The organism is Burkholderia sp. D-99 (assembly GCF_011605345.1).
Taxonomy (GTDB): domain Bacteria; phylum Pseudomonadota; class Gammaproteobacteria; order Burkholderiales; family Burkholderiaceae; genus Burkholderia.
Genome location: NZ_JAAOXM010000007.1, coordinates 55,055 through 80,870, shown reverse-complemented (window position 1 = coordinate 80,870; position 25,816 = coordinate 55,055). Strand labels below are relative to the sequence as shown.

The 25,816-nt window shown below is 69.0% G+C and carries 24 protein-coding genes; 16 read left to right on the top strand and 8 right to left on the bottom strand.

The genetic code is table 11. The features are described from left to right. The 6 genes from rsfS to upp form a co-directional block, all read right to left on the bottom strand. Window positions 1–447 (bottom strand): ribosome silencing factor, encoded by a 447-nt coding sequence (rsfS, locus tag HAV18_RS24045; RefSeq protein WP_027786832.1) that lies wholly within the window; start codon window positions 445–447, stop codon window positions 1–3. A 4-nt stretch (window positions 448–451) separates the two neighbouring features. Next, the gene (locus HAV18_RS24040; RefSeq protein WP_166961349.1) at window positions 452–1,177 is read right to left on the bottom strand and encodes a nicotinate-nucleotide adenylyltransferase; all 726 of its coding nucleotides are present in this window, start codon (window positions 1,175–1,177) and stop codon (window positions 452–454) included. A gap of 12 nt (window positions 1,178–1,189) precedes the next feature. Continuing rightward, complete coding sequence (hemF, locus tag HAV18_RS24035) at window positions 1,190–2,113, bottom strand: oxygen-dependent coproporphyrinogen oxidase (RefSeq protein ID WP_166960756.1); 924 nt, start codon at window positions 2,111–2,113, stop codon at window positions 1,190–1,192. 118 nt (window positions 2,114–2,231) lie between these two features. Then, window positions 2,232–3,509, bottom strand: coding sequence for a phosphoribosylamine--glycine ligase (purD, locus tag HAV18_RS24030; RefSeq protein WP_166960753.1), 1,278 nt, complete (start codon window positions 3,507–3,509; stop codon window positions 2,232–2,234). Between the two features lie 104 nt (window positions 3,510–3,613). Next, on the bottom strand, window positions 3,614–4,342 hold the full coding sequence (locus HAV18_RS24025) for a YebC/PmpR family DNA-binding transcriptional regulator (RefSeq protein WP_006478227.1): 729 nt from the start codon (window positions 4,340–4,342) through the stop codon (window positions 3,614–3,616). 218 nt (window positions 4,343–4,560) lie between these two features. Further along, entirely contained in the window at window positions 4,561–5,211 is a 651-nt protein-coding gene (gene upp / locus HAV18_RS24020) for a uracil phosphoribosyltransferase (RefSeq protein ID WP_011352740.1), read from the bottom strand. Window positions 5,212–5,437: 226 nt separating this feature from the next. On the opposite strand from upp, the gene HAV18_RS24015 reads away from it, so the two are divergent. The 16 genes from HAV18_RS24015 (at window position 5,438) to HAV18_RS23940 (ending at window position 22,738) form a co-directional block, all read left to right on the top strand. After that, entirely contained in the window at window positions 5,438–6,217 is a 780-nt protein-coding gene (locus tag HAV18_RS24015) for an SDR family oxidoreductase (protein ID WP_166960751.1), read from the top strand. Window positions 6,218–6,272: 55 nt separating this feature from the next. Beyond that, window positions 6,273–6,665 (top strand): methylglyoxal synthase, encoded by a 393-nt coding sequence (locus HAV18_RS24010; protein WP_060172963.1) that lies wholly within the window; start codon window positions 6,273–6,275, stop codon window positions 6,663–6,665. Between the two features lie 177 nt (window positions 6,666–6,842). Beyond that, window positions 6,843–7,817, top strand: coding sequence for a quinone oxidoreductase (locus HAV18_RS24005; RefSeq protein ID WP_166960748.1), 975 nt, complete (start codon window positions 6,843–6,845; stop codon window positions 7,815–7,817). A 300-nt stretch (window positions 7,818–8,117) separates the two neighbouring features. Next, window positions 8,118–8,210: a K(+)-transporting ATPase subunit F gene (gene kdpF, locus HAV18_RS24000; protein ID WP_006752209.1), complete on the top strand. Its 93-nt coding sequence runs from the start codon at window positions 8,118–8,120 to the stop codon at window positions 8,208–8,210. Beyond that, entirely contained in the window at window positions 8,207–10,012 is a 1,806-nt protein-coding gene (gene kdpA, locus HAV18_RS23995; RefSeq protein WP_166960745.1) for a potassium-transporting ATPase subunit KdpA, read from the top strand. Before kdpF ends, kdpA begins: the two co-directional genes overlap by 4 nt. Window positions 10,013–10,066: 54 nt before the next feature. Next, the gene (kdpB, locus tag HAV18_RS23990) at window positions 10,067–12,151 is read left to right on the top strand and encodes a potassium-transporting ATPase subunit KdpB (RefSeq protein ID WP_166960742.1); all 2,085 of its coding nucleotides are present in this window, start codon (window positions 10,067–10,069) and stop codon (window positions 12,149–12,151) included. A 25-nt stretch (window positions 12,152–12,176) separates the two neighbouring features. Further along, window positions 12,177–12,758, top strand: a complete 582-nt coding sequence (gene kdpC / locus HAV18_RS23985) for a potassium-transporting ATPase subunit KdpC (protein ID WP_166960738.1) — start codon at window positions 12,177–12,179, stop codon at window positions 12,756–12,758. Between the two features lie 157 nt (window positions 12,759–12,915). Further along, entirely contained in the window at window positions 12,916–15,759 is a 2,844-nt protein-coding gene (locus tag HAV18_RS23980) for a DUF4118 domain-containing protein (protein ID WP_166960735.1), read from the top strand. Continuing rightward, a complete protein-coding gene (gene kdpE / locus HAV18_RS23975) occupies window positions 15,752–16,450 on the top strand; it encodes a two-component system response regulator KdpE (RefSeq protein ID WP_048249307.1) in 699 nt (232 codons plus the stop codon). Before HAV18_RS23980 ends, kdpE begins: the two co-directional genes overlap by 8 nt. Window positions 16,451–16,608: 158 nt before the next feature. Continuing rightward, window positions 16,609–16,893 carry a DUF333 domain-containing protein gene (locus tag HAV18_RS23970; RefSeq protein ID WP_166960731.1) on the top strand — a complete coding sequence of 95 codons (285 nt, stop codon included), beginning with the start codon at window positions 16,609–16,611 and terminating at the stop codon, window positions 16,891–16,893. A 163-nt stretch (window positions 16,894–17,056) separates the two neighbouring features. Then, a complete protein-coding gene (gene sugE, locus HAV18_RS23965; RefSeq protein WP_021161112.1) occupies window positions 17,057–17,377 on the top strand; it encodes a quaternary ammonium compound efflux SMR transporter SugE in 321 nt (106 codons plus the stop codon). A 226-nt stretch (window positions 17,378–17,603) separates the two neighbouring features. Then, complete coding sequence (locus HAV18_RS23960) at window positions 17,604–18,221, top strand: DUF4126 domain-containing protein (protein WP_021161113.1); 618 nt, start codon at window positions 17,604–17,606, stop codon at window positions 18,219–18,221. Then, window positions 18,218–20,833 (top strand): ABC transporter permease, encoded by a 2,616-nt coding sequence (locus HAV18_RS23955; RefSeq protein ID WP_166960728.1) that lies wholly within the window; start codon window positions 18,218–18,220, stop codon window positions 20,831–20,833. The genes HAV18_RS23960 and HAV18_RS23955 overlap by 4 nt, the downstream gene beginning before the upstream one ends. 43 nt (window positions 20,834–20,876) lie before the next feature. Next, window positions 20,877–21,287, top strand: coding sequence for a group II truncated hemoglobin (locus tag HAV18_RS23950; protein ID WP_166960725.1), 411 nt, complete (start codon window positions 20,877–20,879; stop codon window positions 21,285–21,287). Window positions 21,288–21,392: 105 nt separating this feature from the next. Further along, window positions 21,393–22,124, top strand: a complete 732-nt coding sequence (locus HAV18_RS23945; RefSeq protein ID WP_166960722.1) for an alanyl-tRNA editing protein — start codon at window positions 21,393–21,395, stop codon at window positions 22,122–22,124. After that, window positions 22,121–22,738 carry a DUF924 family protein gene (locus tag HAV18_RS23940; RefSeq protein WP_166960719.1) on the top strand — a complete coding sequence of 206 codons (618 nt, stop codon included), beginning with the start codon at window positions 22,121–22,123 and terminating at the stop codon, window positions 22,736–22,738. The genes HAV18_RS23945 and HAV18_RS23940 overlap by 4 nt, the downstream gene beginning before the upstream one ends. A gap of 185 nt (window positions 22,739–22,923) precedes the next feature. On the opposite strand, the gene HAV18_RS23935 is transcribed toward HAV18_RS23940, so the two are convergent. After that, complete coding sequence (locus tag HAV18_RS23935; RefSeq protein ID WP_166960716.1) at window positions 22,924–24,816, bottom strand: glycosyltransferase family 39 protein; 1,893 nt, start codon at window positions 24,814–24,816, stop codon at window positions 22,924–22,926. 229 nt (window positions 24,817–25,045) lie between these two features. After that, on the bottom strand, window positions 25,046–25,807 hold the full coding sequence (locus tag HAV18_RS23930) for an SDR family oxidoreductase (RefSeq protein ID WP_166960712.1): 762 nt from the start codon (window positions 25,805–25,807) through the stop codon (window positions 25,046–25,048). Window positions 25,808–25,816: the final 9 nt, after the last annotated feature.

The window sequence follows — 25,816 nt, the reverse complement described above, 5'->3', positions numbered from 1 at the left end:
TCAACGGCGGCGGGCGGCCGTCTTGCGCGCCGGGCGTGCGGGCGCGGCTTCTTCCTCGTCCTCGTCGCCTTCGCTGGCCGTGGCGAAGCCGTTCCCCTTGCCGCCGCCGAGCTTCATCCGCACGGGCTTGTCACCCCAGATTTCCTCGAGGTTGTAGTACTGGCGCAGGGCCGGCTGCAGGATGTGCACGACCGCGTCGCCGCAGTCGACGAGCACCCATTCGCCGGTGTCTTCGCCTTCGGAGCTGACGATGTCGCCGCCGGCTTCCTTGACCTTGTCACGCACGCTCGACGCGAGGGCCTTGGTCTGGCGGTTGGAGGTGCCCGAAGCGACGACCACGCGGTCGAACAGTTCGGTCAGGTGGCTGGTGTTGAACACCTTGATGTCTTGCGCCTTGACGTCTTCGAGGGCGTCGACGATCACGCGCTGCAGTTTGCGAATATCCATGGAATCAGGTGTGGTAGAGGCGATGTTGAAGAATATAGGCCCATACGGCGGCCGGCACATGCTCGGCCGATGCGTCGGGCATTTGCGCATGGCGCGCGATGCATTCGCGCAGGTGTGCGCGGATGTCGGTTGCGGCGATGTCGAACGAAAGGGTCGTATCGATCAGCAGGTGGCCTGCCGGCGTGGCCTTCAGCACGTCGGCGCCCGCCTGCCGCGCGGTGATTTCCTGCGCAACGTCCGGCGACGCCGTGCCCAGGTCGAAACCCGGGCGCGTCGACACGCAGATGTGCGCGTAGGCGAACAGCGTGCGCCAGTCGCGCCACGTGTCGAGGCGCACGAGCTGATCGGCGCCGATCAGCAGCGACAGCGACGCGTCCGGCCCGATCCGCTCGCGCCAGCGCGCGAGCGTGTCGACCGTGTAGGTCGGGCCGGCGTGCTCGATCTCGTCGGTGGCGACGGTCACGGTCACGCCCGGCACGCACAGCGAGCCGGCCGCCGCGCGGGTCATCGCGAGCCGATGCTCGGCAGCCGACACGTCGCGCTTCTGGTACGGCTGCCCGGCGGGCAGCAGCACGAGTTCGGTCAGCCCGAGCAGCTCGGCGAACCGGCGCGCGAGCGCGAGATGGCCGTCGTGGATCGGGTCGAAAGTGCCGCCCAGCAGGCCGATACGGCGCGGCAGCGGGGCGGGGCGGGCGGTGGTGTCCAGAAACGCGTCCTTTTCTTGAAGCATCACGCGTGCGGGTCAGACCCAGTCGCGCGGGACGATGAAGTCGCTGTACAGGCGCGCTTCAGGCGTTCCCGGCTCGGGTTGCCAGTTATAGCGCCAGTTCGCGACCGGCGGCATCGACATCAGGATCGACTCGGTCCGGCCGCCGCTTTGCAGGCCGAACAGCGTGCCGCGGTCGAACACGAGGTTGAATTCGACGTAGCGGCCGCGACGGTACGCCTGGAAGTCGCGCTCACGCTCGCCGTACGGCAGGTCGGCACGCAGCTCGACGATCGGCAGGTAGGCCTGCAGGAATGCGTCGCCGACGCTTTGCATCATGTCAAACGAGCGTTCGAAACCGGGTTCCGAGAAATCGTCGAAGAAGATCCCGCCGATGCCGCGCATCTCGTTGCGGTGCTTCAGGAAGAAATATTCGTCGCACCATTTCTTGAAGCGCGGGTAAAGCTCGACGCCGAACGGGTCGAGCGCGTCCTTGCAAGTCTGGTGGAAATGCCGCGCGTCGTCCTCGAAACCGTAAACCGGTGTCAGATCCATGCCGCCGCCGAACCAGAACACGGGCTCCTCGCCCGGTTTCGTCGCAATCAGCATCCGTACGTTCATGTGGACGGTCGGGCAGTACGGATTGCGCGGGTGCAGCACCAGCGACACGCCGAGCGCCTCGAAGCCACGGCCCGCGAGCTGCGGGCGGGCCGCGCTCGCCGACGGCGGCAGCGCGTCGCCCGCGACGTCGGAAAAGCCGATCCCCGCGCGTTCGAACACGCGGCCGCCTTCGAGAATCCGCGTGCAGCCGCCGCCGCGCAGGCGTTCGGCCGGCCCGCGCTGCCATGCGTCGGTTGCGAGCGGCGTGCCGTCGAGCGCGCCGAGCGCATCGGCGATGCGTGTCTGCAGGCCCTGGAGGTACGTGCGCACGCGCGCTACGTCGTAGGTTGAATCGGTCATGTCTGGACTGGGTGCCCCCGCCCGAAGCGGGGGCCGTAAAAAAGGCATCTGCCGGGCATTCTATCGAACCCCGGCAGAGGGGCCGCCGCCGCGCGAGGGCGGGGCGGCGATTGCGACGTCAAGCGCTCTTGCGGTTGAGTGCGCGGAAGCCGATGTCGCGGCGGTACTGCATGCCTTCGAAATTGATCTGGTTGATCGTGTCGTACGCATGCTGCTGCGCTTCGCGCACCGAATCGGCGAGGCCGACCACGCACAGCACGCGGCCGCCGGACGTCGTCAGCTTGCCGCCGTCGAGCGTCGTGCCTGCATGGAACGTGACCGTCTGCTCGGTTTCGGCCGGGATCCCGTTGATGCGGTCGCCCTTGCGCGGCGCGTCCGGATAACCGTGCGCGGCCAGCACGACGCCAAGCGCGGTGCGGCGGTCCCAGTCGAGCTCGACCGTGTCGAGCGTGCCCGCGATCGCCTGCTCGACGACCTTCGAGAAATCGCTCTTCAGGCGCGCCATGATCGGCTGCGTTTCCGGGTCGCCCATCCGGCAGTTGAACTCGAGCGTGCGCGGATTGCCTTCCTTGTCGATCATCAGGCCCGCATACAGGAAGCCCGTGAAGCGGATACCGTCCTTCTCCATCCCGCGCACGGTCGGCATGATGATCTCGCGCATCACGCGTGCGTGCATCTGCGGCGTGACGATCGGCGCGGGCGAATACGCGCCCATGCCGCCGGTGTTCGGGCCGCGGTCTTCGTCGAGCAGGCGCTTGTGGTCCTGGCTCGAAGCCAGTGCCAGTGCGTGCTTGCCGTCGACCATCACGATGAAGCTCGCTTCCTCGCCATCGAGGAATTCCTCGATCACGACGCGCGCGCCGGCGTCACCGAGCTTGTTGCCCGACAGCATCATGTCGACGGCTTGATGCGCTTCTTCCAGCGTCATCGCGACGACCACACCCTTGCCGGCCGCGAGGCCGTCGGCCTTCACGACGATCGGCGCACCCTTCGCGTCGATGTACGCGTGCGCGGCGGCTACGTCGGAGAACGTTTCGTACTCGGCGGTCGGGATGCCGTGGCGCTTCATGAACGCCTTCGCGAAATCCTTCGAGCTCTCGAGCTGTGCGGCTTCGCGGGTCGGGCCGAAGACCTTCAGGCCGCGTGCGCGGAACAGGTTGACGATGCCGGCCGCGAGCGGCGCTTCCGGCCCGACGAGCGTGAACGCGACGCCTTCGCTTTCCGCGAAATCGGCGAGTTCGTCGAGCGCCGTGATGTCGACGTTCTTCAGACGCTCGTCCTGCGCCGTGCCGCCATTGCCGGGTGCGACGTAGACCATCTGGACGCGCGGCGACTGCGCGAGCTTCCACGCCAGCGCATGTTCGCGGCCGCCGGAACCGACGACGAGTAGTTTCATGGGATTCCCCGCAGACTAGAAAACAGGGCGGCCGGCACGCTCAGGCGCGCCGGCCGCGGATTCGATCGGGCCGCCGCCGCAACGGGTGCACGGCGGCCGGCATCTCATTCCTCGACGATGACGGCGTTCGTATACACGTCCTGCACGTCGTCGAGGTTCTCGAGCGCGTCCAGGAGCTTCTGCATCTTCGCCGCGTCGTCGCCGGTGAATTCGACTTCGTTCTGCGGCTTCATCGTCACTTCGGCGAGTTCGGCCTTGAAGCCGGCGGCTTCGAGCGCGTCCTTCACCGCCGAGAATGCCTGCCAGTCGCACAGCACTTCGATCGAGCCGTCGTCGTTCGTGTTGACGTCGTTCGCGCCGGCTTCGAGCGCGGCTTCCATCAGCGCGTCTTCCGACGTGCCCGGTGCGAACAGGAACTGGCCGACGTGATCGAACATGAACGCGACCGAGCCGTCGGTGCCCATGTTGCCGCCGAACTTCGAGAATGCGTGGCGGACTTCGGCCACCGTGCGGGTGCGGTTGTCGGTCAGCGTGTCGACGATGATCGCCGCGCCGCTGATGCCGTAGCCTTCGTAACGGATTTCTTCGTAGTTCGCGCCGTCCGCGCCGCCGACGCCGCGATCGATCGCGCGCTTGACGTTGTCCTTCGGCATGTTCGCGTCGGCCGCCTTGTCGACCGCGAGACGCAGGCGCGGGTTCGAGTTGACGTCGCCGCCGCCGAGGCGCGCCGCGACCTGGATTTCCTTGATCAGGCGGGTCCAGATCTTGCCGCGCTTCGCGTCGGCCGCTGCCTTCTTATGCTTGATGTTGGCCCATTTCGAATGACCAGCCATACCTTTCTCCGTGCCCGGGCGCGCAGCGCGGGCGATTGTTTCAATGTGTCGTTGAGTCGGCGGCCGTTTCGGCGGGCATGAAGCCGCGGGGCCGCGCGTGTCGAGTGGATCGGGATTTTATCACGCGGCGACCGCCGGATCGGGGCCGCCGCGCATGGCCGAACGGCCGGGCGGGCCGCCGCGAGCCGGGCCGCGCGCCGCGCGGCCGTGCCGGCGTGTCAGTTCTTGGTGCCGAACAGGCGGTCGCCCGCGTCGCCGAGGCCCGGCACGATGTACGCGTGCTCGTTCAGGTGCGAATCGAGCGACGCGACGAACAGCTTCACGTCGGGGTGCGCGTCCTGGAACACCTGCACGCCCTCGGGCGCGGCGACCAGCGCGACGAACATGATGTTCGCCGCCGGCACGTTGCGGCGTTTCAACACGTCGACCGCGTGCACGGCCGAGTAACCGGTCGCGACCATCGGGTCGCACAGGATGAAGATGCGGTCTTCCAGATCCGGCAGGCGCACCAGGTATTCGACCGGGCGGTGGTCGTCGGCCCGGTACACGCCGATGTGGCCGACGCGCGCGGACGGCACCAGGTCGAGCAGGCCGTCCGACATCCCGATGCCCGCGCGCAGCACCGGCACGATCGCCAGTTTCTTGCCCGCGATCACCGGCGCGTCGACCTCGACGAGCGGGGTTTCGACCCGCTTGGTCGTGATCGGCAGGTTGCGGGTGATCTCGTAACCCATCAGCAGCGTGATTTCGCGCAGCAACTCGCGGAACGTGCGCGTGGACGTGTCCTTGTCGCGCATGTGCGTGAGCTTGTGCTGGATCAGCGGGTGATCGGTGATGAAGAGGTTCGGGAAACGGCTGTCCTGTTTCATGACGGGGGCGCCTTGGCGGCAAAAGAGGATCGGGGGCGGGGGCGGGCGCAAGCCGGCCGCGCGCTTATGTCCGCAATTTTACCAAGGCGCGCCGCATGATCCGGATAATATCGACGTCTCACGACAAACCGCGCGCCTGCGCCCGCCCGTTCGCCTGCCTGGCCCGCCCGTGGTCCAGGCAGGCGAACGGGCCGCGCCGGCGCGTGTCGCCACCAAGGAATCGACGATGGATCTCGGCATCGCAGGAAAGACCGCGCTCGTGTGCGCGGCAAGCAAGGGGCTCGGTCGCGGCTGCGCGCAAGCGCTGGCCGCCGAGGGCGTGAACCTCGTGATCGTCGCGCGCACGCGCGACACGCTGGAGGAAGCCGCGGAGGAGATCCGCGCCGGCGCGAACGTGTCGGTCACCGCGGTCGCCTGCGACATCACGACGCCGGACGGGCGCGCGGCCGCGCTCGCCGCGTGCCCGCAGCCGGACATTCTCGTGACGAATGCGGGCGGCCCGCCGCCCGGCGACTTCCGCGACTTCTCGCACGACGACTGGATCCGCGCACTCGAATCGAACATGCTCACGCCGATCGAGCTGATCCGCGCGACCCTCGACGGGATGATCGCGCGCGGCTTCGGCCGGATCGTCAACATCACGAGCTCGGCCGTGAAGGCGCCGATCGACGTGCTCGCGCTGTCGAACGGCGCGCGCTCGGGGTTGACCGGCTTCGTCGCGGGGCTGTCGCGCAAGGTCGCGGGGCAGGGCGTGACGATCAACAACCTGCTGCCGGGCCTGTTCGACACCGACCGGATCGCGACCACGCTCGCCGCTTCGGCGAAGGCGCAGGGCGTGACGCTCGACGAGATGCGCGCGCGGCGCACGAAGGACATCCCGGCCGGCCGCCTCGGCACGCGCGAGGAGTTCGGCGCGGCGTGCGCGTTCCTGTGCAGCGTGCATGCCGGCTACATCACCGGGCAGAACTGGCTGCTCGACGGCGGCGCGTATCCGGGCACGTTCTGACCTGCATCCGCCGAATCACGATCACGACAACCACCGAACGACGAAGGAACCGGAGATGAGCAAACCCCGCATCGCACTGATTGCGCACGACGCGAAGAAGGACGAGATCGTCGCGCTCGCGGGTCAATATCGCGAGACACTGGCGCAATGCCGGCTGGTCGCGACCGGCACGACGGGCGGCCGCATCGCGGCGGCGCACGGGCTGGAAGTCGAGCGCAAGCTGTCGGGGCCGCTCGGTGGCGACCTGCAGATCGGCGCGGAACTGGCCGACGGCCGCGTCGACATCGTCGTATTCCTGCGCGACCCGATGACCGCGCAGCCGCACGACCCCGACATCACCGCGCTCGTGCGCGCGTGCGACGTGCACGACGTGCCGGTCGCGACCAACGTCGCGACCGCGCGGATGCTGCTCGACGATCTGGCGCGAAACATGCAGGACCGCTGCTAGGTCGCGGTGCGGCCCGATTGCCCCTGTTGCGGGCAGGGCCATGCACGGACGGCGGCGTCGGGCGAGAATCGTGCATCGCGACGCGCGCCTGCCGCCGGCTGTTTCCTGCATCGGTCGGCGCCGTGCGTCGGCGATCCGACCATTTCCCTGACCGATAGAGAGACAAGGAGCGAAACGATGCCGAAAGCAATCCGATACGACCAGCCGGGCGGCCCGGACGTGATGAAGTGGGTCGATGTCGAGGTCGGCGAGCCGAAGGCGGGCGAAGTCCGCATCCGGCAGCACGCGGTCGGGCTCAACTACATCGACGTGTATTTCCGCACCGGCCTTTATCCGCAGCCGCTGCCCGGCGGCCTCGGGATGGAGGCGGCGGGCGAGGTGACGGCCGTCGGCGACGGCGTGACCGCGCTCAAGGCTGGCGACCGCGTCGCGTACGTCGGACAGCCGCCGGGTGCGTATGCGCAGGAGCGCGTGATGCCGGCCGAGCGGCTCGTGAAGCTGCCGGACGGCATCAGTTACGACGACGCGGCATCGGTGATGCTGCAGGGTCTCACCGCGCACTACCTGCTGCGCCGCACGTATCCGGTGAAGGCCGGCGACACGATCCTGATCCACGCGGCGGCCGGCGGCGTCGGCCTGCTCGTGTGCCAATGGGCGAAGGCGCTAGGCGCGACCGTGATCGGCACGGTCGGCTCCGACGAGAAAGCCGCGCTTGCGAAGGCGCACGGCTGCGACCATCCGGTCGTCTACACGCGCGAGAACTTCACGCAGCGCGTGAAGGAGATCACGAACGGCGCGGGCGTGCCGGTCGTCTACGACTCGATCGGCAAGGACACCTACATCGGCTCGCTCGACAGCCTCGCGCCGCTCGGGCTGTTCGTCAGCTTCGGCAATGCGTCGGGCCCGCTGCCGCCGATCGACTCGAAGGAGTTCTCGTCGCGCGGCTCGCTGTTCTTCACGCGACCGACGCTGTTCTCGTACATCGCGAAGCGCGCCGATCTCGAATCCGCGGCCGCCGAACTGTTCGACGTGATCCTGTCGGGCAAGGTGAAGACCAGCATCAACCAGCGTTATCCGCTCGCGGAAGTCGGCCGCGCGCATGAAGATCTCGAAGCGCGCAAGACCACCGGATCGACGATCCTCGTTCCCTGACCCGTCCCACCGTGCCGGCGCCATGCCGGCACGCGCCTTCGCGGGTGGCGCTTCGACGCCGCCCGTCCCGCCCCCGAATCGCCCCCGCCCTCGCGTTTACACGTTTTTTATATCCGCCCCGATACCTTTGACCCGTCCTTTACGTGCGTTCCCATAAGGTTCTACTCGTCTCACTTCGATGACGGAGAACACAAAAATGGATGGGGTATTTATCGGCGCCCTGGTGCTTTTCACCGCGCTGATCCTCGGTTTGGTTGCCGGTTGCGACAAGCTCGTGCAATACGGTCGCGGGGGGCGAGCATGACCTGGATGCTTTGGCTGGCGGGCGCCTCGACGGCCCTGCTGTTCGCGTATCTCGTCTTTGCGCTGCTGCGCGCGGAGGACATCGAATGAACGCGAACAATCTTTTTCAGACGCTGCTTTTCATCGTCGTGCTGCTCGCGGCGGCCGTACCGGTCGCGCGCTACCTGTCGGCGGTGATGGACGGCAGTTCGCGCGTCGTGCGCGTGTTCGGGCCGCTCGAGCGCGCGCTGTACCGCATCGCCGGCGTCGACGCCGGCAGCGAGATGAACTGGAAACAGTACGCGATCGCGACGATCGCGTTCAACGCGCTCGGCGCGCTGTTTCTCTACGGCCTGCTGCGCCTGCAGGGCTTCCTGCCCGGCAACCCGCAGCAATTCGGCGCGATGACGGTCGACGGCGCGTTCAACACGGCCGTCAGCTTCGTCACCAACACGAACTGGCAGGACTACACGCCCGAGCAGACCGTCAGCTACCTGACGCAGATGCTCGGCCTGACCGTGCAGAACTTCCTGTCGGCGGCAACCGGCATCGTCGTCGTGATCGCGCTGATTCGCGGCTTCGCACGTCATACCGCGCAGACGATCGGCAACTTCTGGGTCGACCTGACGCGCGTGACGATGTACGTGCTCGTGCCGATGTCGGTGGTGATCGCCGCGCTGCTGATGAGCCAGGGCGTGATCCAGAACATGAAGGCGTACCAGGACGTGCCGGTGCTGCAGGCGAGCACCTATGCGGCGCCGAAGCTCGACGCGCAGGGCAACCCGGTGAAGGACGACAAGGGCAACGCGGTCACGGTGCCGACTCCGCTCACGAAGCAGACGCTCGCGATGGGCCCGGTCGCGTCGCAGGAAGCGATCAAGATGCTCGGCACCAACGGTGGCGGTTTCTTCAACGCGAACTCCGCGCATCCGTACGAGAACCCGACGCCGTTCGCGAACTTCCTGCAGATCTTCTCGATCCTGATCATCCCGGCCGCGCTGTGTCTCGTGTTCGGTCGCGTGATCGGCGATCGCCGGCAGGGTATCGCGGTGCTCGCGGCGATGACGGTCGCGTTCGTGATCGCGATCGGCGTCGAGGTGAATGCCGAGCAGGGCGGCAACCCGACGCTCGCCGCGCTGCACGTCGACCAGTCGACGAGCGCGCTGCAGCCGGGCGGCAACATGGAAGGCAAGGAAACGCGCTTCGGCATCGCGCAGACCGGCATCTTCACGGTCGCGACGACGGCCGCGTCGTGCGGCGCGGTCGACACGATGCACGATTCGCTGACGCCGCTCGGCGGCCTCGTGCCGATGCTGCTGATGCAGCTCGGCGAGGTGATCTTCGGCGGGGTCGGCTCGGGTCTCTACGGGATGCTCGTGTTCGCGCTGCTCGCCGTGTTCGTCGCGGGCCTGATGATCGGCCGCACGCCGGAGTACGTCGGCAAGAAGATCGAAGCGTACGAGATGAAGATGGTGTCGATCGTCGTGCTGCTCACGCCGCTGCTCGTGCTGGTCGGCACGTCGATCGCCGTGCTCGCCGATGCGGGCAAGGCCGGCATCGCGAACCCGGGCCCGCACGGCTTCTCGGAAATCCTGTACGCGTTCAGCTCGGCCGCCAACAACAACGGCAGCGCGTTCGCGGGCCTGACGGTCGGCACGCCGTTCTACAACTGGATGACCGCGATCGCGATGTGGTTCGGCCGCTTCGGCACGATCGTGCCGGTGCTGGCAATCGCCGGTTCGCTGGCCGCGAAGAAGCGCATCGCGGTGACGAGCGGCACGCTGCCGACGCACGGTCCGCTGTTCGTCGTGCTGCTGCTCGGCACCGTGCTGCTGGTGGGCGCGCTGACCTACGTGCCGGCGCTTGCGCTCGGCCCGGGCGTCGAGCACCTGATGATGTGGCTGGGCGCGTGATGCGCGCCCGCATGGCGACACATTGAAAAGACTGAAGAGATTGAAGAGATCGCAATGACTCAACATTCCGCAACACGGTCCATGTTCGATCCGGCGCTGCTGCGCCCGGCGATCGTGGACTCGTTCAAGAAACTCACGCCGCGCACGCAGTTCCGCAACCCGGTGATGTTCTGCGTGTACGTCGGCAGCATCCTGACCACGATTCTGTGGATCGCGGCGCTCGCCGGCCAGGCCGAAGCGCCGTCGGGCTTCATCCTCGCGATCGCGCTGTGGCTGTGGTTCACGGTACTGTTCGCGAACTTCGCCGAAGCGCTCGCCGAAGGGCGCTCGAAGGCGCAGGCTGCATCGCTGCGCAGCGCGAAGAAAGACGTGATGGCGAAGAAGCTCAACGAGCCGCATCCGAAGTCGCCGATCCGCATCACAACCGCAACCGAACTTCGCAAGGGCGACGTCGTGCTCGTCGAAGCGGGCGACGTGATCCCGGCCGACGGCGAGGTCGTCGACGGCGTCGCATCCGTCGACGAATCGGCGATCACCGGCGAATCCGCGCCGGTGATCCGCGAATCGGGCGGCGACTTCTCGTCGGTGACGGGCGGCACGCGCGTGCTGTCCGACTGGATCGTCGTCAAGGTCACCGCGAACCCCGGCGAGGCGTTTCTCGACCGGATGATCGCGATGGTCGAGGGCGCCAAGCGCAAGAAGACGCCGAACGAGATCGCGCTGACGATCCTGCTCGTCGCGTTGACCATCGTGATGCTGCTCGCGACCGCGACGCTGCTGCCGTTCTCGATGTTCTCGGTCGAAGCGATGAAGGCCGGCCACGTCGTGACGATCACCGCACTCGTTGCGCTGCTCGTGTGCCTGATCCCGACGACGATCGGCGGTTTGCTGTCCGCGATCGGCGTGGCGGGGATGAGCCGGATGATGCAGGCGAACGTGATCGCGACGTCAGGTCGCGCGGTGGAAGCGGCCGGCGACGTCGACGTGCTGCTGCTCGACAAGACCGGCACGATCACGCTCGGCAACCGCCAGGCATCGACGTTCGTGCCGGCGCCGGGCGTGACCGAGGAAGCGCTGGCCGATGCCGCGCAGCTGTCGTCGCTCGCCGACGAAACGCCGGAAGGCCGCAGCATCGTGGTACTGGCCAAGGAACGTTTCAACATTCGCCAGCGCGACATGGCGCAGCTGCACGCGACGTTCATCGGCTTCTCCGCGCAGACGCGGATGAGCGGCGTCGACCTTCCGGGTCGCGAGATCCGCAAGGGCGCTGCCGATGCGATCCGCAACTACGTCGAGGCGCACGGCAGCCGCTTCCCGGAAGAAGTGCGCCGCGCGGTCGACGAGGTCGCGCGCCGCGGCAGCACGCCGCTCGTCGTGGCCGACCTGCATGAAGGGGCGGCGCGCGTGCTCGGCGTGATCGAGCTGAAGGACATCGTGAAGGGCGGCATCAAGGAGCGCTTCGCGGAGCTGCGCAAGATGGGCATCAAGACCGTGATGGTGACGGGCGACAACCGGCTGACGGCCGCGGCGATCGCGGCGGAAGCGGGTGTCGACGATTTCCTCGCGGAAGCGACGCCGGAAACCAAACTCGCGACGATCCGCGAGCACCAGGCGGCCGGCCGGCTCGTCGCGATGACGGGCGACGGCACGAACGACGCGCCGGCGCTCGCGCAGGCCGACGTCGCGGTGGCGATGAACACGGGCACGCAGGCCGCGAAGGAAGCGGGCAACATGGTCGACCTCGACTCGAACCCGACGAAGCTGATCGAGATCGTCGAGATCGGCAAGCAGATGCTGATGACGCGCGGTTCGCTGACGACCTTCTCGATCGCGAACGACATCGCGAAGTACTTCGCGATCATCCCGGCCGCGTTCGTGACCACCTATCCTCAGCTGCGCGTGCTCGACATCATGCACCTGACGTCGCCGGCTTCCGCGATCCTGTCGGCGGTGATCTTCAACGCACTGATCATCGTCGCGCTGATCCCGCTCGCGCTGAAGGGCGTCACGTACCGGCCGCTCGGCGCCGCGTCGCTCCTGCGCCGCAACCTGCTGGTGTACGGCCTCGGCGGCGTGCTGCTGCCGTTCCCGTTCATCAAGCTGATCGACATGACGCTCGCTGCACTCGGCTGGGCCTGAACCGGCCGCCATTGAAGGAAACATCATGAAAACGTTGATTCGCCCGCTCGTCGTGCTGTTTGTCGTCCTGACCGCCGTGACGGGTCTTGCTTACCCGGCCGTGATGACCGTGTTCGGCCAGGCCGTGTTCCCGTCGCAGGCGAACGGCAGCCTGATCGAGAAGGACGGCAAGGTGGTCGGCTCCGTGCTGATCGGCCAGCAGTTCGACGCGCCGAAATACTTCTGGGGCCGGCTGTCGGCCACCGCGCCGATGCCGTACAACGCGACCGGCTCAGGCGGCTCGAACCTCGGCCCGCTGAACCCGTCGCTCGCCGACCAGGTGAAGGGGCGCATCGCCGCGCTGCGCGACGCAGGCACCGACATGTCGAAGCCCGTGCCGGTCGACCTCGTGACGGCATCGGCGAGCGGCCTCGATCCGGAGATCACGCCGGCTGCCGCCGCGTACCAGGTCGAGCGCGTCGCGAAGGCGCGCAACCTGGCGCCCGACGCGGTCGCGCAGCTCGTCGCCGCGAACACGGCCGGCCGCCAGTTCGGCGTGCTCGGCGAGGCGCGCGTGAACGTGCTGAAGCTGAACCTCGCGCTCGACGCGGCGCAGGCCGCGCACTGACCGGGCGCACGGCGCGGCAACCGGCGTCCGGCGCGGCCAGATTCGCGCCGGACGCGCCATTTTCCCGACGGCGCACGCGCCGTCTTTGCCTTTTGCGGCGATTTGGAACAACAATGCTCGTACTCGCGCGCATCCGGGCGCTCCGCCTTCCTGACGCATGAACCGTCCAGATCCAGACCAACTCCTCGACAAGCTGCAGCGAGACGAAGAAAAGCAGCGCCGCGGCCAGCTCAAGATCTTCTTCGGCGCATCGGCCGGTGTCGGCAAGACCTACGCGATGCTGCAGGCCGCGCGCCAGCGCCTGCAGGAAGGCGTCGACGTCGTCGTCGGCATCGTCGAGACCCACGGTCGCAGCGAAACCGCCGCACTGCTCGGCGGCCTCGACGTGCTGCCGCTCGCGCGCATCGACTATCGCGGCCGCACGCTCGCCGAATTCGATCTCGACGGCGCGCTCGCGCGCCAGCCGCAACTGATCCTCGTTGACGAACTCGCGCATTCGAACGTGCAGGGCGCGCGGCACCTGAAGCGCTGGCAGGATGTGTACGAGCTGCTCGACGCGGGCATCGACGTGTATACGACCGTCAACGTCCAGCACCTCGAAAGCCTGAACGACGTGGTCGGCGCGATCACCGGCATCCGCGTGTGGGAGACCGTGCCCGACCGCGTGTTCGACGCGGCCGACGAAGTCACGCTCGTCGACCTGCCGGCCGAGGAACTGCTCGAGCGGATGCGCGACGGCAAGGTCTATCTCGCGCAGCAGGCCGAGCGCGCGGTGCGCAACTTCTTCCGCAAGGGCAACCTGATCGCGCTGCGCGAACTCGCGCTGCGACGCACGGCCGATCGCGTCGACGCGCAGATGCGCGAATACCGCGCCGACCGCTCGATCCAGCGCATCTGGCAGGCGCGCGAGCGGCTGCTCGTGTGCGTCGGGCCCGGCGCCGAGGCGCCGACGCTCGTGCGCGCGGCCGCACGGCTCGCCGCGAGCCTGAAGGCCGACTGGATCGCCGTGTATGTCGAGACGCCACGCCTGCAGCGGCTGCCCGACGCGCAGCGGCAGCGCACGCTCGACGCGCTGAAGCTCGCGGCCGAGCTGGGCGCCGAGACGGCCACGCTGGCGGGCACCGACGCAGTCGCCGCGCTGATCGGCTATGCGAAGGTGCGCAACGTGTCGAAGATCGTCGCGGGCGGCTCGCCGAAGGTCGGGCTCATGCGCCGCTTCGCGCGGCCGTTCGGCGAGAAGCTCGCCGAGCGCGCGGGCGACGTCGACCTGATGCTGATCCGCGCGTCGGCGAGCGACGAGGCGCGCGCCGCGCCGCTCGACGCGCGTGCGCGCGACTGGCGCGACGCGTTCGCGCAGTTCGGCACGCATCGTTCGCCGCCGCGGCACTACGCATACGCGGCCGCGATCTGCGCGGCGATCACGGTCGTCGCGAGCCTCGTGTCCGAGCGGCTCGACCTCACGAACCTCGTGATGCTGTACCTGCTCGGCGTCGTGTTCTCGGCCGTGCGGCTCGGGCGCGGCCCGGGCGTGCTGCAGTCGTTCCTGTCGGTGGCGGCGTTCGATTACTTCTTCGTGCCGCCGCGCATGTCGTTCTCGGTCAGCGACACGCAATACCTGCTGACCTTCTTCGGGATGCTGCTGACGTCGCTCGTGATCAGCCACCTGACGTCGACGCTGACGCGCCAGGCGAGCGTCGCGCAGCGCCGCGAGCGCCGCACCGGTGCGATCTACGCGATGGCGCGCGAGCTGGGCGCGGCGCTGACGACCGAGCAGATCGTCGAGATCGGCAGCCGCCACGTGGGCGAGGTGTTCCGCGCGCGCGTCGCGTTCCTGCTGCCCGACAGCGCGGACAAGGTGCGCCAGAAGATCGAGGAGCCCGACGCGGCCGTCACGCTGACGGGCGCCGATCTCGACAGCGACGTCGGCCAGTGGGTGTACGACCAGCAGAAGCCAGCCGGCCGCGGCACGGATACCTTGCCCGCGACGGTCGCGCTGTACCTGCCGCTGAAGGCGCCGATGCGCACGCGCGGCGTGCTCGCGGTCGCGTCACGCGAGCCGCGCGAGCTCGAGGTGCCCGAGCAGCAGCGGATGCTCGACGCATTCGCCGCGCAGATCGCGCTCGCGCTCGAACGCGTGCACTACGTCGAAATCGCGCGCGACGCGCTCGTCAACATGGAATCCGAGCGGCTGCGCAACTCGCTGCTGTCGGCGATCTCGCACGACCTGCGCACGCCGCTCACGACGATCGTCGGCTTCTCGTCGATGCTCGCGAACGGGCGCGCGGCCGCGCAGGGCGGCGACACCGCGGCGGCCGAACGCTTTGCGCAGCGCGAGGGCGAACTCGTCGACGCGATCCACGACGAGGCACTGCGGATGACGGGCATCGTCACGAACCTGCTCGACATGGCGCGGCTGCAGGCCGGCAGCCTGCAGCTCAAGCGCCAGTGGTCGCTGCTCGAGGAAACCGTCGGCGCCGCACTCGCCGCATGCAAGCGCGTGCTCGCGCGCCATCCCGCGCGCGTCGTGCTGCCGGCCGACCTGCCGCTGCTGCAGATGGACGCGGTGCTGATGGAACGCCTGTTCACCAACCTGTTTGAAAACGCGGCGAAGTACACACCGCCCGATGCGCCGCTCGACATCGGCGCCGAGCGCGTGACCGAAGACGGGCTGCCGTTCGTGCGCGTGCATGTCGACGATTACGGCGCGGGCCTGCCGGCCGGCATGGAAACGCGCATCTTCGACAAGTTCACGCGCGGCGAGAAGGAATCGGCGACGCCGGGCATCGGGCTCGGCCTTGCGATTTGCCGCGCGATCGTCGAGGCGCACGGCGGTAAAATCGGCGCGCTCAACCGCACCGCACCCGACGGCCATGTGACGGGCGCGCGCTTCTGGTTCACGCTGCCGGTCGAGACGCCGCCAGCCGCGCCTGCCGTGCCCGACGACGAACCCGATGTGCCGGGCGCATCGTCCCCATCCGAGTCATTGCCAGACCATGAGTGAACCCAGCCTGACCGTTGTCCTGATCGAGGACGAAAAGCAGATCCGCCGTTTCGTGCGCGCCGCGCTCGAGGAGGAGGACATCGCCGTGTTCGAGGCCGAGACGGGCAAACAGGGGCTGATCGACGCGGCGACGCGCAAGCCCGATCTCGTGATCGTCGACCTCGGCCTGCCCGATACCGACGGCCTCGACGTGATCCGCGAACTGCGCGGCTGGTCCGAGGTGCCGGTGATCGTACTGTCTGCGCGAACCCAGGAAGAAGAGAAGGTCGCGGCGCTCGACGCGGGCGCCGACGATTACCTCACCAAGCCGTTCGGCGTGTCCGAGCTGCGCGCACGGATTCGCGCTCAACTGCGTCGGCGCAACCAGGGCGGCGCGAACGAGTCGCCGAAGGTGAGCTTCGGCACCGTGATCGTGGATCTCGCGCTGCGCCAGGTGTGGCGCGACAACGAGATCGTGCACCTGACGCCGCTCGAATACCGGCTGCTCGCCACGCTCGTGCGGCACGCGGGGCGCGTGCTCACGCACCGGCAGCTGCTGCGCGACGTGTGGGGGCCGTCGCATGTCGAGAGCCACCACTACCTGCGCATCTACATGGCGCACCTGCGCCAGAAGCTCGAGCGCGACCCGGCGCAGCCCGAGTACATCGTCACCGAGACGGGCGTCGGATACCGGCTCGTCGGCGCCGCATGACGGAGCCGGCCGGGCTGCCGCGGCGCACGTGCGCGTGACGTTGCGCGCCGGCAGGGTTGCGTCGGCGCGACAGTCTCGCGGCCTGCGCGCGCGGTGCACACCCGGCGCTCATTCCCCGTTATCCTGACCGTTCCGCGAACGAAAACGAGGAGCGTGCAATGTCCGTCCGTCTGGTCGTCATCTGTGCGCTGGCGCTTGCTGCGTCTGGCGCGTTCGCCCAACCGCTGCCGCCCGGGCAGCAACCGTCGTCGCCCCAGCAGGCGATGGCCAATCCCGCGTCGGTCAATTGCGCCAAGCTCGGCGGCCGCCACACGATCCGCAACCTGTCGAGCGGGCAGGTCGGAATGTGCGTGTTCAAGGACGGCCGCGTGTGCGAGGAATGGGCGCTGTACCGCGACGACCGCTGCGTCGGCGGTGCCACGCCGAAGCGCGTATCTAACTGACCGAACTGACCGGGCCCGGCCGATCGCGCCCCCCGAGCGGCCGCCGGCCTGCCCCGCAGCCGGCGCGTCCGTAAGCATCTTGTTATACTCGGCGCCGCCCGGGGACGACCCCGGGCCATTCGCTTCAACGGGGACGGCCCCATCCGATACGGAGTACGTCGAGATGGCGTGGGTATGGTTGTTGATTGCTGGTTTGCTGGAAGTGGCCTGGGCGGCCGGCCTGAAATCGTCGGACGGCTTCACGAAGCTCGGTCCGTCGGTGTTTACGATCGTGACGGCGCTGGCCAGCTTCGGGCTGCTCGCGGTCGCGATGCGCCAGTTGCCGCTCGGCACCGCGTACGCGGTGTGGACGGGCATCGGCGCGGTCGGCGCGTTCGTGTTCGGCATCGTGATGATGGGCGAGGCGCTGACCGTCGCGCGCGTCGCGAGCGCCGCGCTGATCGTCGCGGGGCTGATCGGCCTCAAGCTGTCGTCGGCTGCCTGACGTCGGCATCCGGGCGTCGGCACCCGGGCGCACGTGCGCCCGGGATGTCGCGCTGCGGAATTGCGCCGGTCACCCGGATAGCCTGTCTATAATGGAACGCATTCGGGCCTGAATACCGTCGTGCTTCTCGCGGCACACGGTGCCGGTCGCCACGCGCCGCGCGGCCGGTCTGTCCGACCCGATCCGATCAATCGGCAAATCGCACGGAAAGTGCAAGGAGAGGGCGATGATCGAAGCCATTTCGCTCGGCGCGGGGCTCGCGTGGGCGAGCGGCCTGCGCCTGTACCTGACCGTGCTGATCGCCGGCCTGCTGGCGCGGTTCGGCTGGCTCCACCTGCCCGACACGTTGGCCGTCCTGATGTCGCCGTGGGTCATCGGCGCCGCGGCCGTGCTCACCGTCACCGAATTCCTTGCCGACAAGATCCCCGCGTTCGACTCGCTGTGGGATGCCGTGCACACCTTCATTCGCATCCCGGCCGGCGCCGTGCTCGCCGCCGGCGCACTCGGCCATGCCGATCCGACCGTGCTCGCGGTCGCGGGGCTCGCCGGCGGCTCGCTCGCCGGTGCCGCGCACGTGGCGAAGGCCGGCACGCGTGCGCTGATCAACCTGTCTCCCGAACCGATTTCGAACTGGGTCGCATCGTCGACCGAGGATGGCCTCGTGGTCGGCGGGCTCGTGCTCGCGTTCTTCGTGCCGCTCGCCTTCCTCGTGCTGCTCGCCGCGTTCATCGCGGCTTCCGCGTGGGCGCTCCCGCGCCTGTGGCGTGGTGTCTCGGGCGGCTTTCGCGGCATGGCGAACCACATGGTGTCGCGGCTGAACTCGATCGGGGGGAAGCGCGATTGAAGGGGCGGCAACACGCGGCGCAGCCGCCGGCCGGGCAACCCGGCCATGAGGTACCCGCGCATGCCGGCCGCTTCGGCCTGGGCGACCTGATCCGCCAGGCCGCACGCATGACCGCGCGCGACTGGCGCGCGGGCGAGTTGACGCTGCTCGTCCTCGCATTGGTGCTCGCGGTCGCGGCGCTGACGAGCGTCGGCTTCCTCGCTGATCGGCTGCGCCAGGGGCTCGAGCGCGACGCGCGCCAGATGCTCGGCGCCGATTTCGTCGTGCGGGCCGATCGCCCCGTCGATCCGTCGTTCGACCGGCAGGCCCGCGCGCTCGGCCTGCGTACCGCGACGACCGCGATCTTCCCGAGCATGATCGCGTCCGCCACGGGCGGGCCGGCGACCGACGCGGCGCCCTCGCGCCTCGCGGCCGTGAAGGCCGTGTCGTCCGGGTATCCGCTGCGCGGCGCGGTGGACATCGTGCCGGCCGGCGCCACCGCCGTGCAGAAGGCTGCGGGGATTCCCGCGCCCGGCACCGTGTGGGCCGATCCGGCGCTGCTCGATGCGCTGCACCTGAAGGCGGGCGATACGGTGCGCGTCGGGCTGCGCACGTTCAAGGTTGCCGCATCGATCTCCCGTGAACTCGATCGCGGGTTTTCGTTCGTCAATTTTTCGCCGCGGCTGATGATGCGCGCGGATGAACTCGCCGCGACGGGGCTCACGGGCTACGGCAGCCGTGTCACGTACCGGCTGTTGGTCGCCGGCGATCAGCCGGCCGTCACGCGCTTCGAAGCGTATGCGCACGCACGCGTCGACGGCGGGAAACTGCGCGGCGCCGGTCTCGAATCGTTGCAGGAAGGCCAGCCGCAGGTGCGGCAGACGCTGGATCGCGCACGCCACTTCCTGACACTCGTCGCACTGCTCACCGCGCTGCTTGCGGCGGTCGCGATCGCGATGGCCGCGCAGCGCTACATGCGGCGCCACCTTGATGGCTGCGCGACGATGCGCTGTCTCGGCGTGAGCCGCCGCACGCTCGGCGCGTTGTTCGCGCTCGAATTCGCCGGCATCGGGATCGTATCCGGCGCCGCAGGCGCGGTGCTCGGCTACGGCGGCCACTGGGCGTTGCTGGCCGCGCTCGGCGGCCTGATCGACGTGGTGCTGCCGCCACCCACGCTGTGGCCGGCGCTGATCGGCGTGGGCGCCGCGCTCGTGCTGCTGCTCGGCTTCGCGCTGCCGCCGCTCGTGCCGCTCACGCGCGTGCCGCCGGTGCGCGTGCTGCGGCGCGAGTGGGGCGATGCGTCGCGCACCGCGTGGGCTGCGTATGCGATCGGCGTCGTGCTGTTCGCGGGGCTGCTGATCGTGGCCGCCGGCAACCTGAAGCTCGGGCTGATCGTCGCGGGCGGTTTCGCCGGCGCGCTGGTCGGTTTCGCGCTGATCGCACGGCTCGTGCTGTTCGCCGCCGCACGCGCGGTGCGCAATGCGCGCGTGGCCGCGGGCGTCGGCTGGCGTTACGCGCTCGCGTCGCTGCACCGGCGCGGCACGGCCAGCGCGCTGCAGATCACCGCGCTCGCGCTCGGCCTGATGTGCCTGCTGTTGATCGCGATCACGCGCAACGACCTCGTCGCGGGCTGGCGGCAGTCGACGCCGCCCGATGCGCCGAACCAGTTCCTGATCGACATCCAGCCCGACCAGCGCGCCGACGTCGCGGCCTACCTGACCGCGCACGGCGTGCGCGACGCAGTACCCGCGCCGATGGTGCGCGGCCGCCTCGTCGCGATCAACGGCAAGCCGGTGAACCCTGACGCGTACCCGTCCGACGAGGCGCGCCGGCTTGTCGACCGCGAGTTCAACCTGTCTTATACGACCGAGCTGCCGTCCGACAACCGGATCGTCGAAGGCGACTGGTTCGGCACCGCGGCCACGCCCCAGATCTCGATCGAGGCCGGCCTCGCGAAGACGCTGAACGTGAAGCCGGGCGACGTGCTGCGCTTCGACGTGACGGGGCTGACGGTCGACGCGCCGATCACGAGCGTGCGCAAGCTCGACTGGGGCTCGTTCCGCGTCAATTTCTTCGTGTTGATGCCGCCGCCGGTGTTGAAGGATTTCCCGGCCGTGTACCTGACGAGCTTCCATTTGCCGGCATCGGACGCCGCGCTGCTCGATCCGTTGATCGCGCGCTACCCGAACCTGACCGCGATCGACGTCGCGCCGATCCTCGCGCAGTTGCAGCGGATGATGCTGCAGGTGGTCGGTGCGGTGCAGTTCCTGTTCGCGTTCACGCTCGCGGCCGGTGTGCTCGTGCTGTACACGGCGCTGGCCGGCACGCGCGACGAGCGTGTGCGCGAGGCTGCGCTGCTGCGCGCGCTCGGCGCGTCGCGTGCGCAGGTCAATGCGGTGCAGCGCGCGGAATTCGTCGTGGTCGGCGCACTGGCCGGCGCGCTGGCGTCAGCGGGCGCGATCGCAGTCGGCTGGGTGCTCGCGTCGCGCGTGTTCGACTTTCAGCTCGCCGTCGATCCGTGGCTCGTGCCGGCCGGCATCGCGGCTGGCGTCGCGTGCGCCGGTGCGGCCGGCTGGCTGAGCCTGCATAATGTGTTGCGGCGCCCCGCGCTGCAGTCGCTGCGCGACGCATGAGCGTCGCCGGCGGCCCCGAAGATCCCGTTTTCCGACTATCCGTATGACCGATGTGAATGATGATGCGCCGTCGCAGCCGACGGCGTTCGAGCTCGTGGGCGGTGAAGCCCGCGTACGCGAAATGGTGGACCGCTTTTACGACCTGATGGACCTGGAGCCCGAGTTCGCGCAGATTCGCGCGGTGCACCCGCCGTCGCTCGACGGTTCGCGCGACAAGCTGTTCTGGTTCCTGTGCGGCTGGCTCGGCGGCCCCGACCACTACATCAGCCGGTTCGGCCATCCGCGGCTGCGCGCGCGGCACCTGCCGTTCCCGATCGCGTCGGTCGAACGCGACCAGTGGCTGCGCTGCATGGCGTGGGCGATGGAGGATGTCGGGCTGCCCGAACCGCTGCGCGAGCGGCTCATGCATTCGTTCTACGAAACGGCCGACTGGATGCGCAACCGGCCCGGTTGATCGACCGGTACGCCGCTGCCTGCGCGCGGGACGATCTGCGTCTGGGCGCGTGCGCCGCGCGGCGCGACACTGGCCGCTTTCCCCAATCGATACGAGGCTCGCCCGATGACGACACAAGCGCTGTTTCGCGAAGACGCGTACCTCACGCAATGCGACGCGGTCGTCCTGGCCGTCGGCGACGACGGCATCCGGCTCGACCGCACCGTGTTCTATCCGCTCGGCGGCGGCCAGGCCGGCGACACCGGCACGCTGACGCTGCCCGATGGCAGCACGATCGCGATTGCCGATACGCGCAAGGCAAAGTTCGACGGCGCGACCCCCGACGATGCCGTGCACGTGCCCGCACCGGGGCAGGAGGCGCGTGTCGCGGCGCTCGTGCCCGGCACGCGCGTCGCCGCGGAGATCGACTGGCTGCGCCGCTACCGCCACATGCGCCTGCATACCGCCGCGCACCTGATGTGCGCGGTGCTGCCGTACGCGGTCGACGGCTGCAGCGTGACGGCCGACTACGTGCGCCTCGATTTCGCGACGTCAGATTCGATCGACCGCGACGACGTCGAGCGGCGTCTCGCAGGCCTTGTTGTCGGCGCACACCCGGTTACGACCGAATGGATCACCGACAACGAGATGGCCGAGCGGCCCGAACTCGTGCGCACGATGAGCGTGAAGCCGCCGATGGGCCTCGGCCGGGTGCGGCTGCTGCGCATCGAGCATGTCGACCTGCAGCCGTGCGGCGGCACGCATGTGCGCAACACGTCCGAAATCGGCGAGCTGCGGGTCGCGAAACTGGAAAAGAAGAGCGCGCGCACCCGGCGCCTCGTACTGGAGTTTGCATGACGATCGACACCGGCCGCGCCGACGCAACGGCGCTGGATCCACAAGCGCGGGAGATTCTGGATTTCTGGTTCGGCGAGCCGGGCTCGGCCGAATTCGGGCAGGAACGCAAGGTGTGGTTCAACGGCGGCGCGGCGTTCGACGACGTGCTGCGCGCGCGCTACGGCGCGCTGCTCGACGCCGCCTGCGACGGCGCTTGCGATCACTGGGCCGACTCGCCGTCGGGGGCGCTCGCGTTGATCGTCGTGCTGGACCAGTTCTCGCGCAACATCCATCGCGGCACGCCGCGCGCGTTTGCCGCCGATCCGAAGGCGCTCGTGCTCGCGCGCCGTGTCGTCGCGGCCGGCTGGGACGTGCAGTTGCCGAGCGGTCATCACCGCGCGTTCGCGTATCTGCCGTTCGAGCACGACGAATCGGTCGAGAGCCAGCGCGAAGCCGTGCGCCTGTGCGCGGGCATCCGCGACGAGGCAGGGTGCGAGAGCTATCACCGCTTCGCGTTGCTGCACGCGGCCGTCGTCGAGCGCTTCGGCCGCTTCCCGCACCGGAACGGGATTCTCGGTCGTGCGTCGAGCGACGAGGAGACGGCGTTTCTTCGCGAGCCCGGTTCCTCGTTCTGACGATCCGGGCAGTCGAGCGATAAGGGGAGGGGGCAGGCCCGCGGCGTCACACGGGCACCGTGTCGGCCGGGAGCGCCGGTTGGCGGCGCGCATTTCCCGGCGGCTGTTCGCGGATCAGGCGGTGGTGCTCACCGCTCCACGCCCGGCATGAAGGCAGGTCCGACGGCGCGCCGTGGCGCCGTGCATTACTGCAGGTGCTGCTCAGGCGTGCGCACGTAGACGCGCAGCAGTTCGTCGTTGTCGCCCGGGCGTGCGCCCGTCCAGAACAGTTTCCATTCGCTGCCGGGCGCCGGATCGACGGCCCGCACACCCTGGACGATCATCCAGGTGCAGCGCGTCGTCTTCGCGTCGTCGATCGGCGTGTGCTGGATGCCGGAGAAGTAGTACAGCATCGGCGCTTCCGATTCGCCGAGCCCGTGCAGGCTCGCCATGCAGTCGCCGTCGTTCCATTCGAGCGCGAGGTGCGCGTTCAGGTCGTCGAACACCGAGCGGTAGCTCTTCGCGACGTCGAGCCACGGCAGAAGCAGCGTGTAAATGAGCCCCCATGCGACGAGTGCGCCGGCGCCCCACGACAGCGCACCGCGCCAGAGGCCCGTCGCGCGCAGCTTCGGCAGCAGCGTCAGCCAGCCGACCGTCAGCGCGAGCGCGCCGATCACGAGCGCGGGTTCGATCGGCATCGTCCAGTCGAGCGGCAGCCAGCGGCCGAGCAGTGCGAGATCCGTGCGCGACGCGGCCGGATTGGCCATCACCGCCCAGATTGCCCATGCGAGCGCGGCGGCCGTGCCGAACAGGATGCGGCTCAGGTAATCCCACGCGAGATGCAGCCGGCGCGGCAGGCGTTCGATGGCCTGCGCGGCGACCAGCGCGAGCGGTGCGAAGAACGGCAGGATGTAGAGCTGGCGCGACGTTGCCGACACTTGCAGCACGACGAGACCGACGCCGGCAAACATAACGGGCAGCGCCACGCGCGGCGCGCGCCAGTCGCGCCACACACCGCGCGCGAGCGCGACGATCGCGAGCGGCGCGACCGGGAAGCCGACGAGCAGGAACGCGCGAAGGATGAAGAACGGCTTGTCGTTTTCCGCGCCCAGTTCGGGGACGGAGAAGCCGAAGAAGCGGCCGACGTTGTTATCCCAGAACCACGTCATGAACAGCGTCTCGGAGCGCAGGAACAGCGCGATCGGCCAGATGAGCGCGAATGGCGCGAACACGAGCGCGGCGACGCCGAGCGAGCGTGCGAACGAGCGGGTGCGGCAGGCCGGATAGAGCACCAGCGTGCCGACGAGCGTGGCCGCGAACACGAGCGGCACGAACAGCCCCTTCGTCATCAGTGCAATGCCGACGCCCGCGCCGAAGATCGGCGCGGCCCAGCGGCCCGACGGCCGGACCGGCAGCCCGTGGCGCATCTGCTGCGCGCGCGCGACGTGCTGCATCACGAGTTCGAGCAGCCCGCTAAAGCCGATTGCCGTGCCGGCGAACAGCGCGACGTCGGTCATCATGTCGTGCACGTGCTTGATGACGACGAGCGTGCCCGCGCTCAACACGACGGGGCCGATCACGCGCAGGTCGAACCAGGAGTCCGCGCGGCTGGCGACGCGCGCCGCGCGCGCGATGAAGCCGAACGCGAGCGTGGCAAAAAGCGCGCTCGCGAGTCGCGCCGCGTCGTGCAGCGGCATCACGCGCTGCAGCAGCCATGCGAGGCTGGTCGCGACCCACGCGTAAAGCGGCGGCTTTTCCATGAACGGCAGGCCGGCATTGGTCGGTACGACGAAGTCGCCCGTCTCGAGCATGTGCTGGATGATGCCGAACGTGTAAGTTTCGTCCTGCTTCCACGGATCGTGACCGAGCACGCCCGGCAGCGCATACGCGCAGATCAGCGCAGCGACGAACAGCCATGCGCGCCAGCCGAGCAGGAGCGAGCGCTCGTGCGTGGTGCTGGTTGCGGCGCTCGAGGCGGCGACGGGCGTGCCGGCGGCGTCGAGCGTTGCCGTGAGGTCGGCGTCGGCGGTCGAGCGGGTGTGCTGGGCCGGAGCGGGCACAGACGTGCGTCGCCGGCTGGGCGCTGCGGTTCCAGGCATGAAAGGAATCTCGGGTCGAGTCGAGCCGGTCCGGCGGCATGGGCAGGACCGATTGGGGTCACATCAAGGGGTAGCGGACGGGCGTTTATGAGACCTGTCTGAATGTCCGCTAGTAGACCACGGAATTGTTACGGAGGTTTACCGATCGTGTCACGGAATTGTGGAGATTTGTGGTGCCGTAACGACGGATTGTTTCGGGCGGCGGCTTTTGATGCGCCGCTGTGCGGAATTACCGGCCGCCGCCGACGTCGAGCAGGGCGCCCGTCGTGTAAGAAGCCGCGTCGCCAAGCAGCCAGACGATCGCTTCGGCGATCTCCTGCGCTTCGCCCGCACGGCCAAGCGGCGTCGTTGCGCCGAGGCGGGCCGCACGGCCCGGCTGGCCGCCGCTCGCGTGAATTTCGGTCTCGATCAGGCCGGGGCGTACCGCGTTGACGCGCACGCCGTGCGGGCCGAGTTCCTTCGCAAGACCGATCGTCAGCGAGTCGACCGCGCCTTTCGAGCCCGCGTAGTCGACGTATTCGTTCGGCGCGCCGAGCCGGGAGGCGATCGACGATACGTTGACGATCGCGCCGCCGCGGCCGCCACGGTCGGTGGACAGCCGGCGCGCGGCTTCGCGCGCGCACAGGTACGCGCCGAGCACGTTGGTGTCGAACATCCGCCGCAGCCGGTCGGTCGGCATGTCGGCGAGCGGCATCGACGGCGCGACGATGCCCGCGTTGTTGACGAGCGCATCGACGCGGCCGAATGCGGCCGTGACGGTGTCGAACATCGCGACGACGTCGGCTTCGTTCGCGACGTCGCCCGCGACGACGCACGCACGGCCGCCCGCGTCGCGGACGGCCTGCGCGGTGAGTTCGGCCGCCGCCGCGTCGCGCGCGTAGTTGATGCCGACGTCCCAGCCGCGCTTGGCCGCGAGCACGGCGGTTGCGCGGCCGATGCCACGGCTCGCGCCGGTGATGAGGACGGCCTTGCGGTCGGACGGTGCGGTCATTGCGTGCGG